The following is an 11,724-nucleotide window of genomic DNA, read 5'->3' as shown; positions in this document are numbered from 1 at the left end:
GACAGCGCGCTAAATCCGCACGCCGCCAGATGGCGTGCTGGATAGCCCAAGTCAAGATGCCCCCACGCCGCGTGAGGGAATGATTTCGTTCGGATATTCGGCGCGGACCGTCGCGAAAGCGGATCGGCCGCAGTCGCTAATGCGGAAGAACCGGCTTGTCGCCGGTCTGATTGGCCCAGTCGGAATTTATCAGCCGGCGCAGGTGGTCGCGCTCGGCCTTCAGGTTGACGAGGGCGTGATGGGCGCTGGGATCGCGGGCCATATCGCCGACGGCCGATTCCACGGCGCGCTCGAGGGCTTCCAGCTTCATCAGCAGGTCGAAGGCCTCGCGCCACAGCGCGCGGACCCGATCGCGGGCGGCGCCGGCGTCGAGGAAGGGGGCGGCGACGCCGGCGCGGCGGGCGTCCTTCTCCAGCTTGGCCAGGACCTCGTCCGGAACGCCCCGGCTATGCAGGCGCCGGACCACGGCGTCGAACTCGGCGCCCTCGGCCTCGTAGCGCAGGCTGACCAGTTCGCGGGCGATGGCGTCCAGCTTCTCGTCGCCGAAGCCGCGGGCGCCCACCAGCTCGATGGAGTCGTCGATGAGGCTCGGATCATGCAGCGCGGCGACGGCCAACGCCGCCGCCAGCGGACGGGCCGTCCCCTTCAGCGCCGCGGCGGCCCGCTTGCCCTCGTCGGTCGCTCCAGCCAGGGCGGCCTTCCGCTTGGCCCAGCCGTGCTTGGCGAGCGCGCGCCCCGCGGCGCCCGGCTCGTAGACAGGCGGCGTGTTCCGGGGCCAGAGCTGCTCGAAGCGGCCGAGCAGGTCCTCCTTGTAGGCCTGGGCCAGGTCGCCGTCAGCGATCGTGGCCGCCAGCTTGCGCAGGCGGACCTTGAAGGCGGTCTTCCGTTCCGGGGTGTCGAGAGGCTCGAGGTCGCGCTCCCGGATGAACAGCGCCTCGGCGAAGGGCGTCGTCTTGTCGAGCTGCGCCTTGAGCGCCGCCGGTCCCTGTTCGCGAAGGACGTCGTCCGGGTCCTTGCCGCCCTCGACGATGGCGAACCGGAAGCTCTTGCCGGGCTTCAGCAGCGGCAGGGCCCGGTCGATGGCGCGGCCCGCCGCCTGGCGGCCGGCGCGGTCGCCGTCGAAGCAGAGCGTCGGCTCGGGGTGGTGGCGCCAGAGGACCTCCATCTGCTCCTCGGTCAGGGCCGTGCCCATCGGCGCGACCGCCGCCACGCCGGCGCGATGGCAGGCGATGACGTCCATGTAGCCTTCAACCACCACCAGAGGCGGATGCTCGTCGCCGCGGGCGGCGGCGAGGATCTTCCGGGCCTCCGAAAGGCCGTAGAGGTTGTTTCCCTTGTGGAAGACGACGGTCTCGGGGCCGTTGAGGTACTTGGCGCGGGCCTCGGGATCCATGGCCCGGCCGCCGAACGAGACCACCCGGCCCCGCGCATCGAGGATCGGGAAGATGATGCGGTCGCGGAAGCGGTCGTAGGGGGCGCCGCCATCTTCGGGGGCGATCAGCAGGCCGGCGTCGACGAGTTCGGCGGGCCGGGCACCCTTGGCGACGAGATAGTCCTTCAGCGCGGTGCGGCCTGGCGGCGAGAAGCCGAGACGGAAGCGGGCCCACTCCGTCTCGGGCAGGCCGCGCCGTTCGAGGTAGGCCCGGGCGTCGCGGCCCGGCGGACGCTTCAGCTCGGCCTCGAACCATTGGGCGGCAAGCTCCAGCCAGTCAGCGAGGCCCTGGCGCTTCTTCTCCTGCTCGGCGCCGCGGGGATCCGCGGCGGGCAGGGCAAGCCCAGCCTCGGCGGCCAGCCGCTCCACGGCCTCGGAGAAGGAGAGCCGCTCGGTCTCCTGCAGGAAGGTGATGATGTCGCCGTTCTTGCCCGACGAGAAATCGAAGAACTGGCCCTTGTCGTCGTTCACGTAGAACGAGGGCGTCTTCTCCTTGTTGAAGGGGGACAGGCCGACGTACTCGCGCCCCTGCTTGCGCAGCTTGACCCGCTTGCCGATCACGTCCGACGGACGGAGGCGCCCCTTGATCTCTTCAATGAAGCGTTCGTCGAACCGCCCGACCATGGAAGACCGCTAGCAACCCCCGGCCCGGAAGCCCCTGTGGATGTGTGGATGCTTTCTACGGACCTGTGGATGATTCTAGCGGTTTGAGTGCGACAAAGTCGGTCGTCAGCCGATGTGCGCCAGCTTCTCGGGATTGCGCATAGCGTAGATGGCGGCGATGCGGCCGTCCTCTCCGTGCTCGAAGGCCATGGTTTCCGGGCCGTCCGGCAGGTGCAGCAGCAGACCCGGCGCGCCGTTGACGCGGACTGCCTCGAAGGAGCCCTGCTTGGGAAAGCCGGCGCGCCACCGAATGCCTTCGAACAGTCCGATGATGTCGTGGCGGCCGACCAGGACCCGCAGCGCCGCCGGCCGCTTGCCGCCGCCGTCGGTGACCATGATGGCGTCCTCGGTGAGCAGCGAGGCGAGGCGGCCATAGTCGGCCTCGGCGGTGGCGATCATGAAGGCCTCGGCCAGCTCCTTCGCCCGGCTCTCGTCGACGGAGAACCTGGGGCGGGCGTCCTGGACGTGTCCGCGCGCCCGGCTGGCGAGCTGGCGGACGGCGGCCTCTGAGCGGCCCAGGGTTTCAGCCACCTGGGCGTACTCCTGATCGAAGACGTCGTGCAGCAGGAAGACGGCGCGCTCCAGCGGCGACAGCCGCTCCAGCGCCAGCAGGAACGCGACCGAGACCTCCTCCGCCTTCTCGACCGGATCTTCGGTGAGCGGCTCGATCAGCGGCTCCGGCAGCCAGGGGCCGCGATAGGCCTCGCGCTCGGCCTTGGCGCGGCGCAGGCGGTCGATGCAGAGGCGGGTGGTTGCGCGGACCAGCCAGGCGGCAGGGTCGTCCACCTTCCCGGCCGCGCGGGTCCAGCGGAGCCAGGCGTCCTGGACCGCGTCCTCGGCTTCGGAAACCGAGCCCAGCATCCGGTAGGCCAGGCGCCGCAGGCGCGGCCGCTGGGCCTCGAAGGCGTTGACGAGCGCCGGGTCCATCGCCGTCATCCTATGCGGCAAGCTTCAGCGGCGCGACGGCTTCGCCGGCCACCGTCACCCGGGAGCAGGCCTTGCCGTAGCCCAGCGCATACTTGAGCGTCGGGTACATTCGCGAGCCGGTCAGCGAGAGGCCGATGGCGACCAGCGCCTTGTCGCCCCAGCGCCGGACGATCTCGTCGCGCAGCGGATCACAGGTCTCGAGGTCGCGGGCGAGGCTCGCCCTGGCGAAGCGGTAGGCGAGGGCGGCGGTCTCGCCCATGGCGGCTTCGTCGCCGGCGAGGATGGCGCGCAGCACCGCGGGATCTGCGCCGTTCTCCGTGGCGATGTCGCAGGCGATCTGGGTGCAGGGGCCGCAGTCCTCGGACATCGTGCCGACCAGGCCCGCTGCGATCAGGGCCTCATGCGGGGCGGCCTTCACGTCGGCGGCCCGCGCGCCGAAGGCGAACTTCATCAGGCTGGCCGGGCTCACGCGCAGTACGTGACGCATGTAGCTCGCGTCGTAGGCGTAGCGAGCCTCGAAGCCGTCGATCCAGCGGGAGAGATAGGCGCGGAGCATGAGCGTGTTCTCCTCAGTCATGGGCGGGTTTGCGGAAGAGGGCGAGCGCCAGCGGAAGGGCGGCGAAGAGGTAGACGCCGACGAAGTCGCGCTTCACGTCGTCGAGCGGACTGGCGCCGCACGTGGCGTCATAGACGTGGATGGCGGCGTGGACGGTCAGGAAGGCCGCGCCGGCCGCCAGCGCCGGCCAGCCCTCCCGGGGCTTCCAGGCGAACCAGGCGAGACCGAGGGCGGCGACGAGGTAGGCCGCGCCGATGTCGCGGACGAAGTGAGCGTTGTAGGGGCCGGTCGACGTGACGCCCGGCACGGCGCCGTACCAGGCCAGGCCGTTGAACAGCATGGCCAGCCCGTTGGCGCCCAGCGCCAGCGCCAGCGCGCCTGCCAGCCAGCGATCCCAGGTCCGCAGCATCTCCCGCCCTCCGTCGTTTCGCCCCAAGGACGGAGGGCACGGTTCGGTCGTGACATATGAACCGCGGAAAACGCGGAAAGTCGCGGAAGTTCCTGTATTGTTCCGATCTGGGGGTGGCGCTAAGCTGGCCACATGCGTTCGCGCGACGAAAACGACCTGCTCCTCTATCGGGAGGAGGCATTCAGAATCCGAGGCGCCATCTTCCAAGTCTACAAGGCGATGGGAGCCGGCTTCCTTGAAGCCGTTTATCAGGAATGTCTGTCGATCGAGTTCAGACGGCGGGGCATCCCCTTCGAAGCTCAGAGGTCACTTCATCTCAGCTATTGTGGCGAGCCGCTTCGGCAGGGCTATGTCGCCGACTTTGTGTGCTTCGGCTCGATCATCTTGGAGATCAAAGCGCTGCGCGCCATCGCTCCCGAGCATCGGCGCAGCTCGTAAATTACCTACGAGCCACGGACATGAAGCTTGGCTTGCTAGTGAACTTCGGCGCAGTTCCGCGGGTCGAGATCGAACGCTTTGCGCTCTCCCATTCCGCGCCGTCCGCGTTTTCCGCGGTTTCAACTAGCTGAGCGAGCGGACCCACGCCGGGAGGTCGGTGATGCTCGCGAGTTCGGCGAAGCGGGGATGGCCCTCGGGCGCATCGGCCATCTCGTGCTCCCAGATCAGCGGATAGGGCACGTGGGCGGCGTAGGCGCCGGCCTCGAGAGCCGGGAGGATGTCCGAGCGCATGGAGTTGCCGCACATCACCGCCTGGGCCGCCCCCGTGCCGTGGCGGGCGAACACGCGCTCGTAGGTGGAAGCGTCCTTCTCGGAGACGATCTCGACCGCGGCGAAGAGCTCGCCGAGGCCCGAGGCCGCCAGCTTCTGCTCCTGGTGCAGCAGGTCGCCCTTGGTGATCAGGACGAGGCGGTAGCCGTCGGAGAGTTCGGCCAGGGCCTGGTCGACGCCGGGCAGGGTCTCGACCGGATGGGCGAGCATCTCCCGACCTGCGGCCAGGAGCTCGGCGATCAGGCGACCGGGGGCGTTGTTTTCGGTCAGCTCCATCGCCGTCTCGATCATCGAGAGCGTGAAGCCCTTCACGCCATAGCCGTAGAGCCGCAGGTTGCGCTTCTCGACCTCGCGCAGCTTGGCCTCCAGCAGCGGCCCCTCGGCATGCTCGGCCATGAGCTCCAGGAACCGGGCCTGGGTCAGGCGGAAGATGCCTTCGTTGTGCCAAAGGGTGTCGTCGGCATCGAGGCCGACCGTCGTGATGCGCATGGCCGGGCTCTTAAGCGAGCCCGCGGCGTCCGCCTAGGCCGCGCAGGCCTCGTGGGGCTTCAGCACGCGCTCGGTCGAGGCGGGAAAGCGGGCGAGTGCAGCGGCGGGCCGGATCGGCCGGTGCACCAGCTCGCCGCCGCAGTTGGGGCAGGCGCCGCCGAGGCGCGCCTCCACGCAGTCGACGCAGAAGGTGCATTCGAAGGTGCAGATGCGCGCGTCCAGGCTCTCGGCCGGCAGGTCGCGGTCGCAGCACTCGCAGTTGGGTCGCAGGGCCAGCATGGCGGAACGTTGCCTCAGGACCAGCGGGGCGGGAAGGCCAAGCTTCCCGCCTTTCCGGACAGCTACTCGCCGAAGCCTTCCCCGGGTTCGATCGGGCTCATGCGGATGAGGCGGGAATCGGCGACGCCGGCCGTCCGGTGCTGGACGAGTTCCCGGTATTCGGGATCGCGGACCATGGCGATGAAGGCCTCGGCGTTAGGGTATTCGGCGATGAAGGCGATGTCCCAGGCCTCGGAGCCCGGGCCGGTGAGGGTGACCTGCGGCTTGCCCACCCAGACCTGCCGGCCGCCCAGGCGCTTGAAGATGTGGGCGGTGGTGCGGCCGTAGGCGCGATAGGCGTCGAGGCCGGTCAGGGGCTCGCCGTGATTGGGGTGTCCCTCGGGATATTCCGCCGCCGGCTTGAGCTTGACGAGGTTCAGCATGTGGATCGGCTGGTCCTGCGGCAGGGTCTTGAAGACCTCCCAGGCCTCGCGTTCCGGATCGATGTGCGCCATAGGGTCCCCACGTGATTGACCGCGTGAGGCCGAGTCACTACCTAGCCGCCCGTTTGCCCACAAGGAGAGTTGCCGATGACCCGCGAACTGCTGCCTGGCGTCACCGGCGTTCTGGTGCTGGCGGACGGCACGATCCTGCAGGGGATCGGCGTCGGGGCGACGGGCGAGGCGGTGGGCGAGGTGTGCTTCAACACCGCCATGACGGGCTATCAGGAAATCCTGACCGACCCGTCCTACATGGCCCAGATCGTGGCCTTCACCTTCCCGCACGTGGGCAACGTCGGCACGAACATCCAGGACATCGAGCAGATGTCGGGCTCGGCCGAGACGGCGGCGCGCGGCGCGATCTTCCGCGACATGCCGACCAAGCCGGCCAACTGGCGGGCCGACAGCGACCTCGAGACCTGGATGAGCCGCCGGGGCGTCGTGGGTCTGGCCGGCGTCGACACCCGGGCGCTGACGCGCAAGATCCGCGAACAGGGCATGCCGCACGCGGTCATCGCCCACAGCCCGGAAGGCAAGTTCGACCTGGATGCGCTCGTCGCCAAGGCGCGCGAGTGGAACGGACTGGTGGGCCTCGACCTCGCCAAGGACGCGAGCACCCTGCAGCCGTTCGTCTATGACGAGGGCCTGTGGAGCTGGGAAGACGGCTACGCCAAGCCGCTCGAGAACCCGAAGTACGAGGTGGTCGTCCTCGACTACGGCGTGAAGCGGAACATCCTGCGGGCGCTGACCTCGGTCGGTGCGCGGGCCACCGTGGTGCCGGCCAACACGCCGGCGGAAGACATCCTGAAGCGCAATCCGGACGGCGTGCTGCTGTCGAACGGTCCGGGCGATCCCGCCGCGACCGGCGAGTACGCGGTGCCTGAAATCCGCAAGCTGGTGGAGAGCGGCAAGCCGGTGTTCGGCATCTGCCTCGGCCACCAGATGCTGGCCCTGGCCCTGGGCGCCAAGACGGTGAAGATGGAGCAGGGCCACCACGGGGCGAACCACCCGGTGAAGGACCTGACGACGGGCAAGGTCGAGATCGTCTCGATGAACCACGGCTTCACGGTCGACCGCGACAGCCTGCCCGCGCCGGTGGTCGAGACGCACGTCAGCCTGTTCGACGGCACGAACGCTGGCATCGCGCTGAAGGACAAGCCCGTCTTCTCGGTGCAGCACCACCCGGAAGCCTCGCCCGGCCCCACCGACAGCCTGTACCTGTTCGAGCGGTTCGCCGAGAACATGGACCGCGCCAAGGCGTAAGCGACGGCTGAGGGAGCCGGGCTGGGGGGTGTGAAACCCGGCCCCCTCTCACGCGCCGGTCGGCCCCTACGGCATCAGGACCGTGTCGACGACGTGGATCACGCCGTTGGACTGGTTCACGTCCGCGATCGTGACGCGGGACATCCCGCCCTTGGCGTCGGTGAGCCAGACGGCGCCGTCCTTTGCGGTGGCCGTGAGCGACTGGCCTTCGACCGTCTTCAACATCGCCTTACCGCCGCCCGACTTGATCTTGGCCGTGAGGTCGGCGGCGGACACCCGGCCGGGCACCACGTGGTAGGTCAGGATCTTGGTGAGCGTGGCCGTGTTCTCCGGCTTCACCAGCGTGTCGACCGTGCCGGCCGGCAGCTTGCCGAACGCCGCGTCGGTCGGGGCGAAGACGGTGAAGGGGCCCGCGCTCGAAAGCGTGTCGACCAGACCAGCCGCCTTCACCGCCGCGACGAGGGTGGTGTGGTCCTTCGAGTTCACCGCGTTTTCGACGATGGTCTTGGACGGATACATGGCGGCGCCGCCCACCATCACCGTCTTCTCGGCCGTCTGGGCCATGGCGAACGACCCGCCGGCCAGGGCCATGGCGCCGGCGACAGCGGCGGCGAGGATCTTCTTCGACATCTGGACTGCTCCCTCTGCATCTCAGCGCCTGAAGCGGCGCAGGCGAGATACGGAGGCTTGGCCGCGCCGGATGCGCCGGGCCGCTAGATCGGCGCCAGTTTGCCCTGGGCGGCGATCGGGCCGCTGGGGCCCTGCGGATTGGTGGAGCCGCCCGGAGGCTCGACCGACACGGCCAGTTCGGCGCCTTCCGAGATCATGTCGGTCATAGGCTGCGGCATCGGCATGGCCTTGGAACGGCCAGGCTCGACCATGCCCAGAGAGCGGGGCCGGCCATCCTCGGGGATCAGCCAGAGCTGGTGAACATGCAGCGGATCGGTCCCTGGCGGGACCAGGGAGGTGACGATCAAGGCCTTCCGTTGCGGATCGTAGGCGGCCACGAACAGCGGCTGCACGCCGCCGGCGTTGGGCATCAGGCTGGCGTTCAGCAGCGCGCCCGGCGCGGCCGCGGGCGGCTGCACCACCACGGGCGGCCGGTTGGCGAGGAACATGACGCCGCCCAGGCTGGCGGCCGCCAGGGCGAAGCCGCCCACGGCCGCCCCGCGCCAGAAGCGCAGGCGGCGCACGACCGCGCCGTTGTCGTTCGCGGGCAGCCGGGCGGCGATCCTGTCCCACGCCTGCTGGGGCGGGGTGACGGGCTCAACCTCGTCGGCCAGCGGCGCCAGTCGGATGCGCCAGGCGTCCACCAGGGCCGCGAATGCTGGATCACGGGCCATGCGGGCCTCCGCCCGCGCGCGTTCGGCGCCGGTCAGCACGCCCAGTGCATGCTCGGCGGCCAGGGCCTCCAGGCCTTCGAGTTCGGGACCTTCGCTCATCGCTCGAGGCACCCCCTGAGCCTGGCGAGACCCCGACGGATCCAGCTCTTCACCGTACCGAGGGGCGTTCCCAGTCGCTGGGCCAGGGCCTCGTAGGTCACGCCTTCGAAGAATGCGGTGCGGATGACGCCCTGGGTGCGCTCGTCGAGCTCGCCAAGGCAGGCCCCCAGCCGTGCGGCGTCGTCGGATGCAGACAGCAGGGCTTCGGCGGAGACCTGGCCCTCGTCGGCGATCTCCAGGTCCTCCACCGGCTCGGCGCGGGCGAGAGGGCTGCGGGCGCGCAGCCGGTCGATCGCGCGGTTGCGTGCGATAGTCGCGATCCAGGTCATGACCGAGGCGCGCGCCGCGTCGAAGCGGTCGGCGCGTCGCCAGATCGTGACATAGACCTCCTGCAGCACGTCCTCCGCCTCCTCGCGGTCGGAGAGGATACGCAGGCAGACCCCGAAAAGCTTCGCGGACGTGGCCTCGTACAATTGTCGCAGGGCGTCGCGGTCGCCGGCGGCGATCCGCGGCATCAAGCCGGCCAGGGAGTCGGAAGGGCGCGCCACCGCGGCAAGCTGCCCGCAGGCCCGGGCCGGCGCAAGGGCGAAGCTTGCAGCCGCGCCTCACCGCCGCCTAGAACGCCGGGACAGGTCCCGGGGAGTTTCCATGCGTTCCAAGATGTTCGTGGCGGCTGCGGTTGCGGCGCTTTCGTTTGCCTGCGCCGCCCACGCGCAGCCAGCGGCGGGAGCCTCGTCCGCCGAGCGGGTGCGGGCGCACATGACCTTCCTGGCCAGCGATCTTCTGGAAGGCCGGGAGGCCGGGACCCGCGGGTTCGACATCGCCGCGAACTACGCCGCCGCGCAGTTCGCACAGCTGGGATTGAAGCCCGCAGGCGACGCGGGCACGTATTTCCAGACGACCCCTATGGTTTCCTACCGGGCCGCGGACCAGGGCAAGGTCACGCTACGCGACGCGAGGGGCGCCGAGACGCCGCTGGCGGCGGGCCAGGATTTCATGATCAGCAGCAATCCGAGCCAGGCCGAGCTGAAGGTCGCCGCGCCGCTGGTGTTCGTTGGCTATGGCGTGGTCGCGCCCGAGCGCGGCCGCGACGACTACAAGGGTCTGAACGTCAAGGGGAAGATCGTCGTCGCGCTCGACGGCGCTCCGCGAGCGTTCCAGTCGGAGGAGCGCGCCTACTACCGCAGCGCTCGCACCAAGCGGCTGGAAGCGGAGAAGCGGGGCGCGGTGGGCTTCGTCACGATCTACACGCCGACCACCGAAAAGATGCGGCCCTTCGCGGAATCGGCGAAGCACTGGCGCAACTGGAACATGACGTGGCGAGCGCCCGCGGGCGGCCCGTTCGTCGTCGCGCCGAAAACGCCCGGCCTGGCCACGCTGAGCGTGCCTGGGGCGCAGAAGCTCTTCGCCGGCTCCAAGGTCCCGCTGGACCAGATCTATGCGGCCGCTCAGACGCCCGAGGGCGTCACGCCCCGTTTCGCCCTGCCTGGCAGGCTTTCGGTCGAGGCCCGCACCGAGCTGACCGACAGCGAAAGCCGCAACGTCGCGGCGCTGCTGGAAGGTTCGGATCCGGCGCTCAAGGCCGAGACGGTGGTGCTGTCGGCGCACCTCGACCACGAAGGCGTCCGCGACGACGCCAAGCCGGGCGAGGATCGCATCTACAACGGCGCGCTCGATAACGCCGGCGGGGTGGCGACCACCTTCGAGGTGGCGCGCGCGTTCGTGGAGAGCGGGCGGCGGCCGAAACGCTCGGTGCTGTTCCTGCTGGTGACGGCCGAGGAGAAGGGCCTGGTCGGCGCGGAGTACTTCGCCCGCAACATGGGCGCGCTGAACGCCGTGGCGAACGTCAACCTCGACATGCCGATCCTGATCTACGACTTCACCGACGTGGTGGCGTTCGGGGCCGACCGATCCAGCATCGGCCCCGCCGTGCGGCGGGCCGCGGGCCGGGTCGGTGTGGCGCTGTCGGGCGATCCGCTGCCGGACGAGGGCCTGTTCACCCGCTCGGACCACTACCGGTTCGTCGAGGTGGGTGTGCCCTCGGTGTTCCTGATGACCGGCTTCCAAAACGGCGGGGAGGCCAAGTTCACCGGCTTCCTCAAGGACTGCTACCACAAGGTCTGCGACGACCTTTCCCAGCCCATCGACTACGCGGCCGGCGCCAAGTTTGCGCGTATCAACTACCAGATCGCGCGCGAACTGGCCGACGGAGACGAGCGTCCTTCCTGGAACAAGGGCGACTTCTTCGGCGGCAAATTCGGCGACGGGCGGCGCGCCGCCGACCGCTGAGACCGGCGGTCATGTCTTCGGCGCCGACCGTCATGGCGCGGCGCCGAAAACCCAGCCACTCTGAGGTCCGTGAGCTCAGCGCCAGCCGTAGTTGAAACTGACGGAGACCCGCGGGGTCTTCGCCCGGTTCGCCGGGACCTCGTGCCGCAGCCAGCTCTCCCACATGTAAAGCGTGCCGGCCTGGGGTTGGAGATAGACGAACGGCTGGGCTTCCTCAGGGGCGTCGGCCGCCCTAGGCGGGGCGGCCATCATCAGCGGCAGGCGAGGGTCCTCGATCTTCAGCGCGCTCGCGCCGTCGGGAACCTCCACATAGTAGGTGCCGGAGATGACGCTGTGCGGGTGGATGTGCCCGCTGTGCGCGGCGCCGGGCTTCAGGACATTGACCCACAGACTGTCCAGCTTGAGCCGTCCGCGGCCCAGGTCGAAGTGCAGCGCCTGGGCGAAGCTCTTGGCGTGCCGGTCCAGCCGCGACTTCAGGTCGGAAAAGGCGCTGACCCGCTGCGGCAGGTCGTCCAGCGAGGCGTACGAGGTATAGCCGCCATAGCCGTGTTCGCGGCACCAGGCGCGCCCGGCGGCGTCCTCGGCGGCCAGCATCTGACAGGCGTCGAAAATCTCGGCGTTGAAATTTTCGAAGCTTCGGTCTGTTGTAAGGCTGGCTTCGTAGATCGGGGTCACGAAGAGCGGTCGCAGGGCCATGCTGTCCGCTACTAGCCGACGCCGGGCGTGTC

At 69.5% G+C, this 11,724-nt stretch carries 13 protein-coding genes and 1 pseudogene; 3 read left to right on the top strand and 11 right to left on the bottom strand.

Translation table 11 applies throughout. The annotated features are described in order from the left end of the window. Positions 1-136: 136 nt before the first annotated feature. The 4 genes from dnaG to ACO2Q0_RS04830 form a co-directional block, all read right to left on the bottom strand. Complete coding sequence (dnaG, locus tag ACO2Q0_RS04845; protein WP_423350344.1) at positions 137-2,056, bottom strand: DNA primase; 1,920 nt, start codon at positions 2,054-2,056, stop codon at positions 137-139. 105 nt (positions 2,057-2,161) lie between these two features. Next, positions 2,162-3,022: an RNA polymerase sigma factor SigJ gene (gene sigJ / locus ACO2Q0_RS04840; RefSeq protein WP_423350343.1), complete on the bottom strand. Its 861-nt coding sequence runs from the start codon at positions 3,020-3,022 to the stop codon at positions 2,162-2,164. A gap of 10 nt (positions 3,023-3,032) precedes the next feature. Continuing rightward, on the bottom strand, positions 3,033-3,599 hold the full coding sequence (locus tag ACO2Q0_RS04835; RefSeq protein WP_423350342.1) for a hypothetical protein: 567 nt from the start codon (positions 3,597-3,599) through the stop codon (positions 3,033-3,035). After that, complete coding sequence (locus ACO2Q0_RS04830; RefSeq protein ID WP_423350341.1) at positions 3,592-3,987, bottom strand: hypothetical protein; 396 nt, start codon at positions 3,985-3,987, stop codon at positions 3,592-3,594. The genes ACO2Q0_RS04835 and ACO2Q0_RS04830 overlap by 8 nt, the downstream gene beginning before the upstream one ends. A 132-nt stretch (positions 3,988-4,119) precedes the next feature. Between ACO2Q0_RS04830 and ACO2Q0_RS04825 the strand changes: the two are divergent. Next, a pseudogene (locus tag ACO2Q0_RS04825) lies at positions 4,120-4,556 on the top strand (GxxExxY protein). Here ACO2Q0_RS04825 and ACO2Q0_RS04820 read toward each other — a convergent pair. From ACO2Q0_RS04820 to ACO2Q0_RS04810, 3 genes are all read right to left on the bottom strand, one after another. Next, positions 4,549-5,244, bottom strand: a complete 696-nt coding sequence (locus tag ACO2Q0_RS04820) for an HAD family hydrolase (protein WP_423350340.1) — start codon at positions 5,242-5,244, stop codon at positions 4,549-4,551. The pseudogene ACO2Q0_RS04825 and the gene ACO2Q0_RS04820 sit on opposite strands and share 8 nt — an antisense overlap. Positions 5,245-5,277: 33 nt before the next feature. Further along, entirely contained in the window at positions 5,278-5,523 is a 246-nt protein-coding gene (locus tag ACO2Q0_RS04815; protein ID WP_423350339.1) for a DUF1272 domain-containing protein, read from the bottom strand. Positions 5,524-5,585: 62 nt separating this feature from the next. Continuing rightward, positions 5,586-6,017, bottom strand: coding sequence for a DUF1330 domain-containing protein (locus ACO2Q0_RS04810; RefSeq protein ID WP_423350338.1), 432 nt, complete (start codon positions 6,015-6,017; stop codon positions 5,586-5,588). 75 nt (positions 6,018-6,092) lie between these two features. Here ACO2Q0_RS04810 and carA point away from each other — a divergent pair, with 75 nt between their 5' ends. Continuing rightward, positions 6,093-7,265, top strand: coding sequence for a glutamine-hydrolyzing carbamoyl-phosphate synthase small subunit (carA, locus tag ACO2Q0_RS04805; RefSeq protein WP_423350337.1), 1,173 nt, complete (start codon positions 6,093-6,095; stop codon positions 7,263-7,265). A gap of 66 nt (positions 7,266-7,331) precedes the next feature. Here the strand turns inward: carA and ACO2Q0_RS04800 are convergent, their stop codons facing one another. From ACO2Q0_RS04800 to ACO2Q0_RS04790, 3 genes are all read right to left on the bottom strand, one after another. After that, entirely contained in the window at positions 7,332-7,895 is a 564-nt protein-coding gene (locus ACO2Q0_RS04800; RefSeq protein ID WP_423350336.1) for a fasciclin domain-containing protein, read from the bottom strand. Between the two features lie 83 nt (positions 7,896-7,978). After that, a complete protein-coding gene (locus ACO2Q0_RS04795) occupies positions 7,979-8,707 on the bottom strand; it encodes an anti-sigma factor (RefSeq protein WP_423350335.1) in 729 nt (242 codons plus the stop codon). Further along, positions 8,704-9,255 carry a sigma-70 family RNA polymerase sigma factor gene (locus ACO2Q0_RS04790; RefSeq protein ID WP_423350334.1) on the bottom strand — a complete coding sequence of 184 codons (552 nt, stop codon included), beginning with the start codon at positions 9,253-9,255 and terminating at the stop codon, positions 8,704-8,706. The genes ACO2Q0_RS04795 and ACO2Q0_RS04790 overlap by 4 nt, the downstream gene beginning before the upstream one ends. Positions 9,256-9,355: 100 nt before the next feature. Between ACO2Q0_RS04790 and ACO2Q0_RS04785 the strand changes: the two genes are divergently transcribed. After that, positions 9,356-10,996, top strand: coding sequence for a M28 family metallopeptidase (locus ACO2Q0_RS04785; protein ID WP_423350333.1), 1,641 nt, complete (start codon positions 9,356-9,358; stop codon positions 10,994-10,996). 75 nt (positions 10,997-11,071) lie between these two features. Here the strand turns inward: ACO2Q0_RS04785 and ACO2Q0_RS04780 are convergent, their stop codons facing one another. Beyond that, entirely contained in the window at positions 11,072-11,692 is a 621-nt protein-coding gene (locus ACO2Q0_RS04780; RefSeq protein ID WP_423350332.1) for a TIGR02466 family protein, read from the bottom strand. Positions 11,693-11,724: the final 32 nt, after the last annotated feature.

Origin of the sequence: Phenylobacterium sp. VNQ135, from assembly GCF_049445735.1 — a bacterium.
Classification (GTDB): Bacteria; Pseudomonadota; Alphaproteobacteria; order Caulobacterales; family Caulobacteraceae; genus Phenylobacterium.
This window is presented reverse-complemented; position numbering and strand designations above follow the sequence as displayed.